This window comes from Shewanella sp. S1-49-MNA-CIBAN-0167, assembly GCF_040310145.1.
In the GTDB taxonomy this organism is placed as follows: Bacteria; Pseudomonadota; Gammaproteobacteria; order Enterobacterales; family Shewanellaceae; genus Shewanella; species Shewanella psychromarinicola.
Map to the genome: position 1 here is coordinate 1 of NZ_JBEOPO010000031.1, position 16,096 is coordinate 16,096.

Here is a 16,096-nt window from a genome sequence, read left to right on the forward strand (position 1 = left end):
TCATAGCAAATCTCACTTCTAGTCTTGATTTATACTATAAGAATAAGCCAAAACTGACTCAGATGCATAGGCATGTATAAATATCAAGGTCGTACTCAAGACCAAAACGGGTTTCATCCCATTTCATCGCTTTTTTCAATGACGCCATTGCGTGGTTAGCTTTATGTAGATTACCTTTATCTACAAATACTTGCAGTTTAACCTCACGTCCAGACAGCGTGATAAAGGTATCATTGAGTAAATCAAAATCTCCTGCCACGAGGGCAAATAAGTAACTTGGTTTTGGAAATGGATCATGCCATTGTACAAAATGACGACCCGAACGTGGCATCTCGCCTTTATCAATTAAATTACCGTTACTTAACAAAAAAGGACATGCTTGTTTATCGGCTTCAATGCGCACGGTATAAATAGCCAGAACATCGGGTCTGTCTAAGAAATAGGTGATCCGGCGAAATCCTTCAGCTTCACATTGGGTGCAATAAGCACCATCTGACATGTAAAGACCTTCAAGACTAGAGTTAGTCTCAGGATCGAGTAAAGTGATGACCTCTAATTCAAATTCTGTCTGTTCTGTGGTGATCGTCAACTGGCTATCATGTTGACGATAATTTGCCGCCACACCGTTAATCTTCACCGAACTAAGTGAAAGTTGTTCACCATCAAGCACTAAATCATGTTGATGATCGCCATTACGGATCACTTTGCTGACAGCAGTGGCTTTAGTGTTTTTACCATCGAGAATAACGTTCAAATCAATATGGGAAATGGTAAAGGCAGGCTTTGCATAATCTTTTAGGTGTTTTTCTTGAGCTTGATTCATACAGGATCCTTGTCGAACAGTACTGAAGCCAGTTTGATGATATTGGGGTGTAAACTTAAAAAATTGGCATCATTATTAATTATTGTGATTAATAAAAAACGCGCCTTAAGCGCGTTTTTTAACAGTTATCATAAATTACTTTAGGCTTGTTTTAGCCATTTTTTCAGCATCGGCCATATCGAGTGTAATATAAGCAGTTTCATCTAAAAAGGCATCAGGTAACTTACTGTCATCGCTCTTTTCTATGTCATCTAAAGACTTTACCGCAGCCAAACCATCATGGACTCTACGAGCATTTGCCCGGTCTAGAGCGCGCTTATCATCGTCTTCACGAGAGGCCATACGTTCGCTTTCAACAAGCGATATCGTTTTGTCTTTATGATGTTTTTTAAACTCATTAATATCTTGATAAATATAACTGAACTCAACATCTTTACTGATCCGTTCTTTATGCTTCGCATCAAGATTTTGGATCAACATCGGGGTAATATTTCCTAGCGTGCTGTACTGAGCTACTGGAACTTTATCCCATGGTAAGGCATTTTTCTCTTCTGACTCGCCGTATTCACCAGGCGCTAATGCAGTCGGAAAACTCACATCAGGAGTGACGCCTTTTAACTGAGTACTGCCCCCATTAATACGGTAAAATTTAGCTATGGTATATTGCACGTGACCAATCGGTTTTTCATACATGTCATAAATTCGACCTAAACTCTTATGTTGCTGAACGGTTCCTTTACCAAAGGTCGATTCACCCACAATAAGTGCACGGTCATAATCTTGTAAAGCCGCTGCAAAAATCTCTGATGCTGATGCACTATAACGATCAACCATCACAGTTAATGGGCCATTGTATGCACTGACACCATCGTTATCACTATTTTGATTAATACCACCATTGGCATCCCGGATTTGAACCACTGGACCCTTATCAATAAACAAGCCTGTCAGTAATGTTGCTTCCGTTAACGCGCCGCCGCCATTACCACGAAGGTCAATAATAATGCCTTCAACATTGTCTTTTTCAAGTTGAGTAATTTCTTTGGCTACATCTTGAGATAAATTCATATAAAAACCAGGGATCTGGATCACCCCAATTTTACGATCCGCATATTGACCTTCTTTAGGCTCAACCACTTTTGAGGTCGCAGCGCGATCTTCTAAGCGAATTTTATCTCGGGTAATGACCAGTTCAAAAGGCTTAGCATTCGCACCACCTTTTTTCGGTAAAATTTGTAAAACAACTTCACTGCCCTTTGGCCCTTTAATCAGGTCAACAACATCATCTAAACGCCAACCGATAACGTCAACTACATCGCCATCTTTTTGGCCAACACCGACAATTCGATCTTCAGGTGATAACTTTTCACTGTTTGCGGCCGGGCCTCCGGCTACTAAACTTTTGATAACGGTATAGTCATCATCCATTTGTAACACAGCACCAATGCCTTCGAGGCTTAAGTTCATTTCCATTTGGAAACGTTCTGCATTGCGGGGAGATAAATAACTTGTATGAGGTTCAACGCTGCGAGCAAACGCGTTCATCACGGTTTGAAATACGTCTTCACTTTGGGTTTGGCTTAAACGCTTAATGGCATTGTTATAACGCTTCTCGAGCACTTCAACAATGTCAGGCCATTTTTTTCCGGTTAACTTTAGGTTTAACGCATCGTATTTAACCCGCTGACGCCAAAGGTCATTAACTTCGGCTTCATCTTTTGGCCAAGCAGCATCTTTGCGATCAAATTCATACGAATCGCCTGCTTTGGTAAAATCAAATTCTTTATCAAGCAAAGACAAGGCGTAAGAAAAACGTTCATAACGACGCTTTTGCACCACATCGTACATCTTAAATGCTGCGCTAATATTGCCTGACTCGAGCATATTATCAAACAGATTTTGATATTGACTAAAGCTAGCAATGTCTGCCGCAGTCAGCACATTACGGCGATAATCAAGCTGCTCAAGAAAGCGAGAATAGATTTGTTCAGAAAATGCATTATCGAGATTAAAACGGTGATAATGCGAGCGAGTAAACAAAGTTGTTACTCGCTTGCTAGCCACTTTATGCTGTGGCTCTTGTGCTAGTTTAGGTAACTCGCTGATTTGAATCGTTGGTGAAATTGCCCATGCCGAAAAGCCGACAAATAAACAGGCAATTGACGCGGCCAAGGTAAGTTTTCGCATCAACAAGTACTCCTTAAATTTTCTATAATAGTATGTGTTCTGCACGTACTTTGATGGATAAGCCAGTATCTAACTGAACAAGCACATCTTCTTTATTAATATCAGTCACAACACCGGGTACTGGTGTGGCTCCTAATTTAACATTCACACGTTGCTTTTGTTTCAAATCTTCAAGCTTTGCAGGCACAAGTTTAATGACTGGCGCAACTACTGCAGCTGGACGTTCTTTCTTAACCACTGGAGCACGTTTAGGCGCAACTTTCTTAGCAGGCTTTTTAGGCGCTAACGCTTGACGCTTGGCTTTGGCTTTCTCTTGGCTTTCTTTCAGTGTAAGAATAGCATGGTCGATGTGTTCTTGTTCTAACTCAGCACATTCATTACCTTCAAGATCGATACGTTTGGCACCCGCTTTAACGCCTTTCAAGTAGCGCCAGCTGCTTGTGTAACGACGAAGCGCTACACGTAATTGTGTTTTACTGACTTTAGAATCATCAGCTAACCGTTCAGCCAAGTCTTGAAACAAACCAATTTTTAATGGTTTAGTTTCGCCTTCAGCAATAAAGCATAAAGGAAAGGTTTCATATAAATACGCTAAAATTGCGTTGGTGTCGGTCAACTTGTCTGTTGATTCCATTTTTACTTCCACGTTAATAAAGGGACTGATTATGCGGCATTAGATTTGCCATGCAGTCGTTCATCTTTCGTTAAACCTTACTGTTAAGGCTCAACGTACAAAATATCACTATCCGCTCGTTTGCTAAAGTCATAGAAACAAACCTTAACAATTTAACCAAACTTACTGTCAGCTTAATCATCGATCATCAGTAAATCCAGCACAAATGCGTACAGCGGCATATTATAAAGCCCGCGACAGCGAATGCGACCATGATTTAATCAAAATTGTTCGCTATTTAACCAAATAGGCAAGTTTCGAAGCTTTTTACCATATATTCTAAACCAATTTGATCATCTTGATCGAATCGATTCAATAATGGGCTGTCGATATCTAACACTGCCACAACCTCATGGCCGTGTCTAACAGGGATCACTATTTCTGAGTTACTGGCAGAATCACATGCTATATGGCCGTCAAATTGATGCACGTCTGCCACTCGTTGGGTTTTATTTTCCGCTGCAGCAGTGCCACATACACCTTTACCCATAATGATACGGGTACAAGCCACTTTACCTTGAAAAGGCCCTAGTACTAATTGCTCACCACGCTTGATATAAAAACCAGCCCAGTTGAGGTCTGCTAAGTTGTCGTTTAGCAACGCTGAAAAATTTGCCATTGCCGCAATTAAATCATCTTCGCCTTCAAGTAAAGCTTGTGCTTGACGATTTAATGTTTGGTAAAATTCGGTTTTCATTTCCATTCCTTAAGCTGACATTCACTCGAAAACAGAGTGATTAACGCCGCTATTCTAGTGGTGTATTTTTAGCCGCAGTCTTTTTGGTTTTGGCTGTAGGAGCGTTTTTAACCTGTACGATGCCTTTTAGCAAGTTAGAAAGCTCATCTTTATTGTTTGCTAGATAAAATGCCAGTTGTTCGCATTTATTTTCATCAAGTCCGAGGTCCGCCTTAATAAGAAACGGCACCAGGTTATCGGAAATATCAAGCATCTTATCGTAGGCATCAGCCTCTTTCTTCGATATAAATGTCATCTTCTCCACCCCTTCTCTGACCACGACAAATTGGGTTATCACTGCCATGATGTAATCCTCACTGTTTTTATATACAGTGCATAGAATCTCACATAGTTAACTTATGATGCAAGTGTTCTGATTATTCTGATATTATCAAACACAGAAAATTGAGATTGTTGAACAACAGACTCATTTATCTGCCAATATAAGGCAAAGCAGAGAGGCTTAACTCTTCGCTACCCAATAATGTGTTTCACAATGGATTAGACTAATTCTTCATGCATGAATTTGATGATCATGATTCTATAACGTTATGCCAATCATGTGATTTGGCGGTGAGAAAACGAGCCTTGCCCTCTAGTGCTAGAGCGCTTTGTCCTCGTTGTCATACTGCTCTTTATGATTCTCCTTATTGTTCTATTAATGGCATGCTGGCGTTATGCATTGCAGCATTAGTTATCTTTATTCCGGCCAATTTATTACCTGTATTAGAAATTCACTTTCTTGGCAGTGTCCGCACGACAACAGTCATGCATGCCGCGGTGACAGTTTGGTCTGAAGGTTATTGGGTTGTCGGCTTAGCCGTCATGGTTGCGGCTGTTATCGCCCCTGGATTATTAATATTGTCGATTCTGACTCAGGTTGTCGTTGTAAAGCTAAAATTACACAGTTCATTTTGGCAAAGAGCGTACACCACATTGTTAAAAAACCATGGCTTAATATCGCAAATGACCATGTTAGAAATTTATGTGATTAGCTTTTTAGTGTCGGCATTCCAATTATCTGATTTTTCAGATGTGTATTTCGGTATGGGTACCTTCTGTTTTACGATGTTGTTTATCATCATTTTATTTTTACAACGTGAATATAACCTAGAACATATGTGGGGTTATGTTGATGACTAATCTTCCTATTGCACCCCCAGATAAACCGACCTTGCTCCCTACCGAATCGGTTGATGAGTTTAAAGACGCGCCGACCGCGAATACTCCCACGCATTTGCAGGGGAAAAAAATGGGCTTATGTTTATGTCCCGTTTGTCGCAAGGTTAATCTGACGACGAGTAGTCATTGTCGACGCTGTTTTAGCCAGTTAAGTAGTCGAAATTATGCCAGCATTCAGCAAAGTTGGGCTTTACTGGTTACCGCAACAATTTTACTTGTTGTCGCCAATATCTACCCAATAACCCTCCTGACAAATCGGGGAGAGGTTACCCATGACACTATTTTTAGTGGTATTAGCCATCTGGTCAAAACGGGCATGTTCCCGATTGCTATTATTGTGTTTACTGCCAGTATATTAGTGCCTTGGCTAAAAATTATTGGTTTGGCCACCTATTTAACGGCTATCAGCTTTAACCTTCCAGTATCAAAAAGAAAATTGATGGTGGGTTTTCATATCATTGAATGGATTGGCCGTTGGTCAATGCTTGATTTATTCGTGATTTCATTAACAGTTGCCCTAGTCAATATGGGGCAACTATTAGACGCAAAACCTGCACCTGCCGCTACCGCGTTTGCGTTAGTAATCTTACTGACTCAACTCGCGGCAAGAGTGTTAGATACTCGTTTACTCTGGGACCGCTTGGAACACACTAATGACACAAATTGAATCGCCTAAAGTTGTGAAGAAAAAATTATTCTCGCCAATATGGTTATTGCCTGTTGTCGCCTTAATATTAGGTGCTTGGTTAGGAGTAAAAAGCATTAATGAGTCCGGCATTGACGTTTTGATCCACTTCCCCAGTGCCGCCGGGATCGATATTGGTAAAACCTTGGTAAAATACCAAGGTTTGTCGGTAGGTAAAGTCACCGACATTGGTATTGATGATGATCTCAGAGGGGTTAACGTCAAAGTGGTAATGGATTATCGCGCCGATCCATTTTTAAACAAAAATACTCTTTTTTGGTTAGTCAAACCCAAAGCGAGTATTACTGGAGTCGAAGGATTAGACACCTTATTTTCAGGCAATTATATTGCCATTCAGCCAGGAGATGGGCGCTCTGCAACCGAATTCGAAGCTGAGCGAGAAGCGCCAGCAATCCTCCCCGGCATTGAAGGGCTCATGATCGAGCTAAAATCACCTCGACTGGGATCTATTGATGTTGGCTCGCCAGTATTTTTCCGTCAAGCGCCTGTCGGCAGTGTGGTCAGCTACCGTCTACACGGCAACAAGCAAATTATTATCAGCGCATTTGTTCAAGAGCAATATGCTCATTTAGTCAATAAAGATTCCCACTTTTGGAATGTCTCGGGGTTAAAGATTGATGCCTCATTAGCTGGCATCAAAGTCAGTACCGAAAGTATTGCGTCAATTTTAGCAGGCGGAATTAGTTTTGATAGTGGCACTGATACCGAAAAAGCGGTAAATGGCGATGAATATACCCTGTATGAAGATCAACAAACGGCTCTCGGTGGAATTGATTTTAGCCTAACTGCGGCAAATGGTGAGGATGTCAGCGAAGGGACAGCTATCATCTACCGTGGTATTGCTATTGGTCAAATTGAGAAAAAATCCTTAACGCCAACCGGGGTTCAATTCATTGCTCGAGTTAACTACCAGTACAAAGCGTTAATTGCCAAAGATAGTCAGTTTTGGTTAAGTGGTCCCGAAATATCATTAAAAGGTGTCAAACACGTCAGTCGACTCGTTACAGGAAGTGTGATTAATGTTTTGCCTGGTAGCCAGGCATCAACTGAGGCGATGCAATTTGAACTGGCTTCAGGTGCACCAGACTTACTCAGTGAAGACAAAATTGAGCTAACTGTCGTTGCCAATACCCATACTGGTGTCAGTAATGGTGCACAAGTGCGTTATAAACAATTACCTATTGGCCAAATTCTCAGTACTAACATAAGCCAAGATTTTTCAACTGTTGAGTATCATATTGAAATTCTACCTGAATTTAAAAATTTACTCACGAAGGGAAGTTTCTTTGTGCCTGAAAGTGCATTATCCATAAATGCTTCATTAGAAGGCATAAGTGTTAAGACTCGAGATGTAACCACTATGCTTGAAGGGGCTATTAGCTTAATTCCAGGTAATAACAGCGCCCTACTTGCGGTCAATAGTAAATTGAAACTGCATGAATCAATTGAGTCAGCCAAGGCATTATATGCTCAGCAGCAAATGACCCATTTAACCTTGACCAGTATTGATGGGGCAGATTTAGCTGAAGGATCACCTATTTATTATAAAAAAATGCAAATCGGCTCGGTAAGTAAAATTAACTGGTTAGCAAACACAGATAAATTTAACATCGATATTAATATCGACAATAAATTTGCTCCACTAATAAAACCCAATACAGTGTTTTGGCGCAACGATGCTGTCGCCATCAATGCCAGTCTCGCGGGCGTTGATATTAATGTCGCCCCACTTAAAGGCGCTATTAACGGCAGTATTACTCTTGGCCACATAGATGACATAGCTGATATTCAACACAGTGAGCCGAATCTGCGCTTGTATGACAAAAAATCATATGCGCTTATGCAGGCTAAGGTCATTAATCTCACCTTACCCGTCAGTGCAAACATCACTGCCAATGCCGCCATTCGTTTCCAAGGTCATCAAATTGGTGAGGTGACACACGTTAAGCTAAACCAAGATTTAAACACGCTTAGTGCAACAGCGTATTTGTTTGGCCAATATGCACATCACTTCAGCACCAATGACAGTGAATACTTCATTATTGATGCACAGATTTCTTTAGCTGGGATTAATGCACTAGATGCATTATTAACGGGGCCGTATATTGGGGTTATCCCTGGCAAGAGTCTGGAATTAGTTGATACGTTTGTCGCCTTAGCGCACGCTAGTTTTGCAGCCAATGTGCCCAAAGATGCTGTAGTATTCCAATTAGTTGATGATCAACTGGGTTCCATTAAAGTGGGGACGCCATTATTTTTTCGCGGCATTAACGTCGGCCAAATTGATGGTTATCAGCTAGATGATTCAGGTATTGAAATAACGCTGTTTGCCCATGTCAATGCTGAATATGCTCATTTAATTAACCAAAGCAGCCAGTTTTGGGATGCTTCAGGGATTAAGTTAGATGTCGGATTATTTTCAGGCGCGAAGTTAGAAACGGGATCATTAGAGACCATACTTGCCGGCGGAATAGCATTTGCTACACGTGATGCAACCTCAGACAGTAATAGTATCGATGCCACAAGCCGTTTCCCATTACATGCAAATTCGCAAGATGAATGGACACAATGGCGACCTACACAAGCTAAATAAATTCACTCGGGATAATAAACGCTTATCAAACAGCCTTTTCTCCGTTGAGGTTAAATAACGATTCAAACACAAAAAGGCCGATAAATTTATCGGCCTTTTTTATCACTGTCCCGTACTAAAATACATTTACACTTTTTATTATTAACCATAAAACCAATAACACACGCCTATGGCTGCAGTAATACCGGCAATATCAGCAGTTAAACCACATGCCAACGCATGACGGCCATTACGGATCCCGACAGAACCAAAGTAAACGGCCAACACATAAAAAGTCGTTTCGGTACTGCCTTGCAAGATTGCGGCTAATCGGCCAGCAAATGAGTCAACACCATGGTGACTCATGGTTTCTAGCATCATAGCCCGCGCGCCTGAACCACTAAAGGGTTTCATCAATGCCGTTGGCATCGCATCAATAAAGCGCGTATCGGCTCCCAATGCGCTAACGACGCTAGCTAAGAGCTGCAAAGCATAATCTAATGCGCCAGAAGCCCTCAGAAAACCAATCGCTAATAACATCGCCAACAAATAAGGAATAAGCTGGATTGCTTGACTGAACCCCTGCTTTGCACCGTCGACAAACTCTTCATACACAGCAATTTTGCGATAACCGGCGACTAAAATAAAACTTAGAATGAGCAATAGCAATATGCCGTTGCCCAAAATCATAGACACTTGGCCTATTGCATCGGCCGATAATGTCACTAAATAAGCCATACCTGCCATGAACACACTCATAATGATGGCAGCATAAGCCAAAATAACACTATTGAATAACGAGATACGTTGCACCAAAGCCACAACCAGCAGCCCCACAACGGTCGAGACACTTGTGGCCAACAAGATAGGCAAAAAGATATCAGCAGGATTAGCAGCACCTTGTTGCGCGCGATAGAGAAACACTGTCACTGGGACTAACGTTACCGAGGAGGTATTTAACACTAAAAATAAAATTTGGGCATTGGTTGCAACCGCTTTGACCGGGTTAAGCGTTTGCAGATCATGCATTGCTTTTAAGCCTAAGGGGGTTGCGGCATTATCTAACCCCAGCATATTCGCAGTCAGATTCATGCTAATACTCCCATACGCCACATGGCCACGAGGAACCTCAGGCATCAACTTGGAGAGTAAAGGCTCGAATATACGGGCAAACAAACCCACTACACCGGCCTTTTCACCCACCTGCATAAGGCCCATCCATAACGCTAGCACACCAATCAAGCCAATTGAGATGTCTGCCGCTAATTTGGCACTGGCAAACAAAGCAGTAACCGACTCGCTTAATACATTGACGTTGCCATTTACCAATTGGATCACGATAGACAACGCGGCAATGATAAAAAATACTAACCACACTCTATTTAACACATATATCTCCATAACCCAGTCGGTTTTAATAACCTCAATATACAGTAATCATTGCCGATCAGGGCGTACAATTCCGTGATATGATCGACCCAATCACTGCAAAAATAATTTATCGTTTATTATTATGGCCCAATTAAATACAAACTTTATCAAGCACATTGAGAAAGAGTTACCCGCCCACTTATCTTTAGAAGAGTTTATCGCTTATTGTGATAAACCGCTTCGTCAATCCATTCGGGTTAATACACTAAAAATAAGTACCGTCGCGTTTATCAACATCATGACGCAAGCAGGCTGGCAACTCTCACCGATACCTTGGTGTGAGGACGGATTTTGGATTGAAGGCAAAGATGACATTCAGCTAGGCAATGCCATCGAACATATTCAAGGGCTGTTTTACATCCAGGAAGCCAGCTCTATGCTGCCGCCAACTGCACTCTTTTCAAATGATACCGCACCTGAAATTGTCTTAGACCTTGCTTCAGCTCCTGGCTCTAAAACCACTCAAATAGCAGCCTTAATGAATAACCGTGGCTTATTAGTTGCTAATGAATACTCCGCCAGTCGAGTGAAAGTATTGCATGCCAACGTGCTACGAATGGGCGCAAGCCATACTGCCCTGACCCATTTTGATGGCAGAGTATTTGGTGAGTATTTATTTGAATCGTTTGATACTATTTTATTGGATGCTCCTTGCGGCGGCGAAGGAACGGTTCGTAAAGATCCATTGGCATTAAAACATTGGGATATTGATGATGTTACTGCGATTGGCGAAACCCAAAAAGATCTTATCGAATCTGCATTTTTGGCATTAAAACCTGGTGGGACCTTAGTCTATTCTACTTGCACCCTAAGCCAGTTAGAAAACCAACATATCTGTCTACACTTAAAACAAATATATCCTGATGCGGTTGAATTTATCTCATTGACAGATTTATTTGATGGCGCAGACCAAGCGTGCACTAAAGAAGGTTTTCTACATGTTTGGCCACAAATTTACGACAGTGAAGGTTTTTTTGTCGCCAAAATCCGCAAAATAGCCTCAGTCGAGCGAGTAGAAAAACAGCCAAAATTACAAAAAAACTTTCCATTTACTCCCGTAAACGAAAAGCAAAAAACGGAGTTAATACAATATTTTCAAAACAACTTCTGTCTCGAGTTACCTAGTGATGACGTGATCATGGTACGTGATGATGAATATTGGTTATTTCCAGCCCAATTTATACCGTTTATTGGCAAAATGCGCTTTCAACGTATTGGCATTAAGCTCGCTGATGCAATGAAAAAAGGCTACAAAGCAAAACATGAAGCCGTTATTGCTTTATCAGCAGCAGCACATAACCCAACAAAAACTATGGAATTGAGTGCCGCGCAAGCACAAGATTATTTAATGGGTCGTGATATTGCCATAACTACTTTTGATGAATCGGTACAGCAACATTTAGCCATAATGCCACGAGGTGAAATGTTAGTGAGTTATCACAAGGTCGTACTTGGGGTCGTAAAACACTTAGGCCATAGGCTGAAAAACAATTTACCGCGTGAATTAGTCCGCGACAAGGTTAACGTAAGTCTATGACACACTAATTAACCTCATATATGGTCTCCTCCCGTATTGCAAGGTATAACTCATCGATAACAGGGACAGGATTGCTGTCATATATACGGTCTTTTAATGAAGCTATTGGCTTCTGACCTCGATGTATTACGCGCATATCGTCCTTATCAGCTCGTCGGGCTTTTCGCTCTTTGAGGTTATCAGGTTTTCAATATGCAGGTTTTACCTGTTATGTCATCGTTTTGCTCTACCCACGCAATTCTTTGAAGAGCGGTTTACTTATTCTGCTGAATAATCTTCTCCTGAGACGGTAATAGCCCAAGCCATTCTCGCCATTTTGTTGGCATAAGCAACGCAGGCTCGGTTATGCCCCCGAGTTTGAACAAGCCGGTTTATCCATTGACTTAATTTATCCTTTTTCGTTCCAGCTCTTGATACCACAGCCTTTGCTCCTTGGATTAACAGACACCGTAAGTAACTATTCCCTCGCTTACTTATGCCTAGCAACGTCTCTTTACCCCCACTACTGTGCTGGCGGGGAACGATACCTAAGGAAGCAGAAACATCCCTGCCTCGTCGATAGTGACTGCCATTACCCACTTCATTAAAATAAGCACTCGATACCATAGGGCCAAATCCTGGTATGGTTTGAACTCGCTGACAAATATCATTGCGCTTTACTGCTTCAACAATCAATTGGCTATAGGCTTCGATACACGTATCTAATGCAGTTAATTGGCTTTGTAGCTGCCTAAGTATGGCTTTAAACGCCCCTGATAATGGCGAGGCCTCATCATCTAGCATGAGAGGGATACTTTTACGTATATTGTTTACACCTTGGGTTAACGCAATACCGTATTCAGCGATTAATCCTCTTATTTGGTTGCATAATGCCGTTCTTTGCCTAACCGCCAACTCGCGTGCTTTATGCTGTGCTTGATTATCTTGTTGCTCTATCGACTTTATTCCCACACTTTTAATATGTGGCTGGTTAGCCGCGACAGCAATGGCTAAGGCGTCGTTATAGTCATTTTTGTTGCCAATTAAAAAGGCTTTTACATGTTGAGGTGGAATAAGTTTTACCTGGTGCCCACACTGTTGTATTTCTCTTGCCCAATAATGAGACGTTGCACAGGCTTCTAAAGCAACTAAACAGGATGGGTGTGTTTGAAAGAAAGCTAATACTTGCGCTCTTGTTAACATTTTCTTGTTAATTAACCGACCCTGCTTATTACAGCAAACAACATGAAAAAATCTTTTTGCAATATCAAGCCCTATTGTTGTAATCTTCATTTTGGTCTCCTCCCATTTTGATTGTGTGTAACAACTTCAATCATGGCACATCGATGCCGTATTGGGAGGAGACCATCACATCAGCTAGGGTTAATAAAGCATTTACAATCAAAATCTTGCGATAAAAAACAGACCAAAACCAACATTGTTGATTAATTTTTATGCAAAACTCAATAAGTCTGACTATAGTTAATTAATGATTTATTCAGTCTTTGGCATCTTAAGCACTCTTATGATGCCTCAGCAGTAGCGCAAGGCTCTTAATCGAGCCCTTTCCCTAGGCCCAAAACAACTGGATAGTTTTGGGCCATTTTTTTATCTATTTTTTAATCAATAGATCACATCAATAAACAAAAATACATCAGTATAGTTATGTGTTTTTATACCCATATGATGAATGACGCGATGTCATTGGGGCGCTTAAGCTATTAAGTTCAAACAAGTTGTTGAAATAATGATCTTCCCTTAACAAAGATCAAGCGACTAAGATATGACATACTTGAATGGCTCATTAAAGGCAAGTTTCAACCCTATCTAACGGCTTAGGTCGTGTTGAAGTACGACTGCATGGTCTATTTTGTTGCAAACAAAATAGACCATTGTCTCCTGCCATGGAGGTCAGATGCTGGAGGTAGAGCAACGCAAGCGCCATTGCCGACCTCGGAGCGGATGCAACAAAAACGATGCCTATAATGAGGTTATTGCTCACAAAGCGCAGAATACTCATCGAGTAACCAGTGAATGAGTTAATGAGTGAACGACTCGAATTAGCGTCCGATTAACTTAGCGGCATCTTTAAATAAGTTAAAAAAGTTATCTGTGGTGTACTGAGCTAATTCATCAAACTTTTCACCGCGTAATTGTGCAACAAACTCTGCCACATCACGAACATAAGCCGGTTGATTCTCTCGGCCACGATGTGGCACTGGCGCTAAATAAGGTGAATCGGTTTCTACCAGTAATCTGTCTTTAGGCACTTGGCGAATAACACTGCGAAGCTCACCAGCATTTTTAAAGGTCACAATACCTGAAACAGAAATATAAAAGCCCAAATCAATCGCCGCTTTAGCCATTTCCCAGTTTTCAGTGAAGCAATGTAGCACGCCACCTACTTTGTCGGCGTGGCCTGCTTTTAGCATATTAATGGTATCTTCACGGGCATCACGTGTATGGACAATTAACGGCTTACCCACCTCTACGGCTAGGGCAATTTGTTGTTCGAAACACTGTTGCTGCAACGTTTTTGTGTCATTTGCATAGAAATAATCCAAACCAGTCTCACCAATGGCAACCACTCTAGGATCTTCTGCAAAACGTTTAATGTCTTCAATATTCAAGCCTTCTTGCACATCTAGAGGATGTACGCCAGAAGATAAAAATACATTATCAAAGGCAGACATTTTGTCTCGCATGGCTTCAAAGCCTTGCTGACGGACGTTGACGCACAATAGATAGTCAACGCCTTGGGCTTTGGCATTGTCCATAATGGATTGTAAACTGGCTGAGTCGGGGGCCGCTTTTAAGCGATCAAGGTGACAATGGGAATCAATTAGCATGGGAATTCTTTCGCAAATAAAACTAATACGCAAGAATACCTAGCTACATAGTGCAGGTCAAATCACCAGAGGCAAGTTCGCTCGATAATAATTTTTCAATATGATGTTTATGACTTTCAACATCTGTTTTAATTTTAACCCCAATACCCGCAGGTCGTCCGCCTGATGCGCCTAATGGATTAATCCATACCACAGAGCCTTTAAATTCGTTTATTTGGGTTGCATTAGGTAATCGATACGCAATAGTAAGCTCTTGGCCTAAGAAATGACTTTCTGTAGTCGCAATGAATAAACCTGCAGGCTTAATAAAAGGCATGTAAGCACGATAAAGTTTGTGTAATGTATCGTAGTTAACAACAAGATCGACCATAAATAATTATTTTATTTCCATAAATAGGATAAAAGTCAGTGTAACAAAACGTCTTTAATTGGTTAGCTGCCTAAATGCGAGTACATATTGCTGACACAGGGCTTGAGTGTTGACACTCGGCATAGTCTCAAGCTTGTGACACATATTCATCACTCTTCCGGCTAGCTCAATCAGTTTGGCTTGAACAAGCGGATTTAACGACTGAGAACCCGCAGGATCATTTTTTACGCTACTACTTTTTAACACATATTGGCGTAAGTACAAATACAAAACATTAAGTGCATCAACAATCTGTTGCTCAGACACCTTCAATAGACTATTGCTTAGATGACCCGTTTTCAAACTTTGAGCCCAATCTTGGCGAAATGTCAGCAGTTGTTGATAATGCTGACTGGTTAAACTGTTTGCCAGCGCCAGAGGTCCACCAACGACACTAAGACACCATGTAACATCATGGGTTTTTCCCTCAGCATTGGCAGCGGGTAACAACTGCTGTGCAGCTAGCCACTGGTGGATCTCATGCTTAGTGGGTTCAACAAAATTGAGCGTTTGGCAACGACTCGTAATGGTCGCTAATAGCTGGGCTGATGTATTCGTTTGGAGAATGAGCACAACATCATCGCCGGGTTCTTCAAGGGTTTTCAGTAGTGCATTGGCTGCTGCTAAATTTAATCGCTCGGCATTGACAATTATCGCGACGCGCGCACCACCTTGCTGGGCCGTTTGGGTTAACGCTTGGCATAACTGACGAATTTGATCGACTTTAATTTGAGTGCCATCAGGCTCTATAACATATAAATCAGGATGGTTACCTGCAGCCAGTAGCAAACAACTTTTACATTGGCCACAAGCGCCAACGGGCGTGAGTTGTTGGCAAAGTACTGTTTGCGCACAAGCCTTAGCGAGCTTATCGCCCCCTAAAGCTTTATCTATTTTGAACAAATGAGCATGACTGCTTCTACCACGGTAATGCTGATCAACAAAACGTTGATGCGACTCGGCTAACCAAGGTAATTGGTCAATGTGATAATCACTCATGTCGCCACATTAT

Annotated in this window: 13 protein-coding genes and 1 pseudogene; 4 read left to right on the forward strand and 10 right to left on the reverse strand. The window is 41.5% G+C overall.

Annotated features, from left to right (window positions below):
* Positions 1 to 61: 61 nt before the first annotated feature.
* The 5 genes and pseudogenes from pepN to AAEZ00_RS14540 form a co-directional block, all read right to left on the reverse strand.
* Positions 62 to 823, reverse strand: a pseudogene (gene pepN, locus AAEZ00_RS14520) (aminopeptidase N); the annotation flags it as partial.
* Positions 824 to 958: 135 nt separating this feature from the next.
* Positions 959 to 3,010: a carboxy terminal-processing peptidase gene (prc, locus tag AAEZ00_RS14525; RefSeq protein WP_101031025.1), complete on the reverse strand. Its 2,052-nt coding sequence runs from the start codon at positions 3,008 to 3,010 to the stop codon at positions 959 to 961.
* 22 nt (positions 3,011 to 3,032) lie between these two features.
* Entirely contained in the window at positions 3,033 to 3,644 is a 612-nt protein-coding gene (proQ, locus tag AAEZ00_RS14530; RefSeq protein WP_101031021.1) for an RNA chaperone ProQ, read from the reverse strand.
* Positions 3,645 to 3,921: 277 nt separating this feature from the next.
* Entirely contained in the window at positions 3,922 to 4,380 is a 459-nt protein-coding gene (msrC, locus tag AAEZ00_RS14535) for a free L-methionine (R)-S-oxide reductase MsrC (protein ID WP_101031020.1), read from the reverse strand.
* Between the two features lie 49 nt (positions 4,381 to 4,429).
* On the reverse strand, positions 4,430 to 4,723 hold the full coding sequence (locus AAEZ00_RS14540; protein ID WP_101031017.1) for a YebG family protein: 294 nt from the start codon (positions 4,721 to 4,723) through the stop codon (positions 4,430 to 4,432).
* 212 nt (positions 4,724 to 4,935) lie between these two features.
* Here AAEZ00_RS14540 and AAEZ00_RS14545 point away from each other — a divergent pair, with 212 nt between their 5' ends.
* The 3 genes from AAEZ00_RS14545 (at position 4,936) to AAEZ00_RS14555 (ending at position 8,900) form a co-directional block, all read left to right on the forward strand.
* On the forward strand, positions 4,936 to 5,562 hold the full coding sequence (locus AAEZ00_RS14545) for a paraquat-inducible protein A (RefSeq protein WP_101031014.1): 627 nt from the start codon (positions 4,936 to 4,938) through the stop codon (positions 5,560 to 5,562).
* A 109-nt stretch (positions 5,563 to 5,671) separates the two neighbouring features.
* Positions 5,672 to 6,268, forward strand: a complete 597-nt coding sequence (locus AAEZ00_RS14550) for a paraquat-inducible protein A (protein WP_101034658.1) — start codon at positions 5,672 to 5,674, stop codon at positions 6,266 to 6,268.
* Complete coding sequence (locus tag AAEZ00_RS14555) at positions 6,255 to 8,900, forward strand: MlaD family protein (protein ID WP_124013020.1); 2,646 nt, start codon at positions 6,255 to 6,257, stop codon at positions 8,898 to 8,900. Before AAEZ00_RS14550 ends, AAEZ00_RS14555 begins: the two co-directional genes overlap by 14 nt.
* Before the next feature lie 141 nt (positions 8,901 to 9,041).
* On the opposite strand, the gene AAEZ00_RS14560 is transcribed toward AAEZ00_RS14555, so the two are convergent.
* Positions 9,042 to 10,268: a spore maturation protein gene (locus AAEZ00_RS14560; protein ID WP_101031009.1), complete on the reverse strand. Its 1,227-nt coding sequence runs from the start codon at positions 10,266 to 10,268 to the stop codon at positions 9,042 to 9,044.
* A gap of 124 nt (positions 10,269 to 10,392) precedes the next feature.
* Here AAEZ00_RS14560 and rsmF point away from each other — a divergent pair, with 124 nt between their 5' ends.
* Positions 10,393 to 11,847, forward strand: coding sequence for a 16S rRNA (cytosine(1407)-C(5))-methyltransferase RsmF (rsmF, locus tag AAEZ00_RS14565; RefSeq protein WP_124013019.1), 1,455 nt, complete (start codon positions 10,393 to 10,395; stop codon positions 11,845 to 11,847).
* Positions 11,848 to 12,105: 258 nt separating this feature from the next.
* Here the strand turns inward: rsmF and AAEZ00_RS14570 are convergent, their stop codons facing one another.
* The 4 genes from AAEZ00_RS14570 to holB form a co-directional block, all read right to left on the reverse strand.
* Positions 12,106 to 13,119, reverse strand: a complete 1,014-nt coding sequence (locus AAEZ00_RS14570; protein WP_124693490.1) for an IS110 family RNA-guided transposase — start codon at positions 13,117 to 13,119, stop codon at positions 12,106 to 12,108.
* A 767-nt stretch (positions 13,120 to 13,886) separates the two neighbouring features.
* The gene (locus AAEZ00_RS14575; protein WP_101031005.1) at positions 13,887 to 14,675 is read right to left on the reverse strand and encodes a TatD family hydrolase; all 789 of its coding nucleotides are present in this window, start codon (positions 14,673 to 14,675) and stop codon (positions 13,887 to 13,889) included.
* Positions 14,676 to 14,718: 43 nt separating this feature from the next.
* Positions 14,719 to 15,045 carry a PilZ domain-containing protein gene (locus AAEZ00_RS14580; RefSeq protein ID WP_101031003.1) on the reverse strand — a complete coding sequence of 109 codons (327 nt, stop codon included), beginning with the start codon at positions 15,043 to 15,045 and terminating at the stop codon, positions 14,719 to 14,721.
* A 54-nt stretch (positions 15,046 to 15,099) separates the two neighbouring features.
* Complete coding sequence (gene holB, locus AAEZ00_RS14585) at positions 15,100 to 16,083, reverse strand: DNA polymerase III subunit delta' (RefSeq protein WP_124013920.1); 984 nt, start codon at positions 16,081 to 16,083, stop codon at positions 15,100 to 15,102.
* Positions 16,084 to 16,096: the final 13 nt, after the last annotated feature.

Bases quoted from the DNA above. Each gene is read 5' to 3' on its own strand.
- prc (WP_101031025.1), bottom strand. From the start codon at position 3,010: ATGCGAAAACTTACCTTGGCCGCGTCAATTGCCTGTTTATTTGTCGGC.
- proQ (WP_101031021.1), bottom strand. From the start codon at position 3,644: ATGGAATCAACAGACAAGTTGACCGACACCAACGCAATTTTAGCGTAT.
- msrC (WP_101031020.1), bottom strand. From the start codon at position 4,380: ATGAAAACCGAATTTTACCAAACATTAAATCGTCAAGCACAAGCTTTA.
- AAEZ00_RS14540 (WP_101031017.1), bottom strand. From the start codon at position 4,723: ATGGCAGTGATAACCCAATTTGTCGTGGTCAGAGAAGGGGTGGAGAAG.
- AAEZ00_RS14545 (WP_101031014.1), top strand. From the start codon at position 4,936: ATGCATGAATTTGATGATCATGATTCTATAACGTTATGCCAATCATGT.
- AAEZ00_RS14550 (WP_101034658.1), top strand. From the start codon at position 5,672: ATGGGCTTATGTTTATGTCCCGTTTGTCGCAAGGTTAATCTGACGACG.
- AAEZ00_RS14555 (WP_124013020.1), top strand. From the start codon at position 6,255: ATGACACAAATTGAATCGCCTAAAGTTGTGAAGAAAAAATTATTCTCG.
- rsmF (WP_124013019.1), top strand. From the start codon at position 10,393: ATGGCCCAATTAAATACAAACTTTATCAAGCACATTGAGAAAGAGTTA.
- AAEZ00_RS14570 (WP_124693490.1), bottom strand. From the start codon at position 13,119: ATGAAGATTACAACAATAGGGCTTGATATTGCAAAAAGATTTTTTCAT.
- AAEZ00_RS14575 (WP_101031005.1), bottom strand. From the start codon at position 14,675: ATGCTAATTGATTCCCATTGTCACCTTGATCGCTTAAAAGCGGCCCCC.
- AAEZ00_RS14580 (WP_101031003.1), bottom strand. From the start codon at position 15,045: ATGGTCGATCTTGTTGTTAACTACGATACATTACACAAACTTTATCGT.
- holB (WP_124013920.1), bottom strand. From the start codon at position 16,083: ATGAGTGATTATCACATTGACCAATTACCTTGGTTAGCCGAGTCGCAT.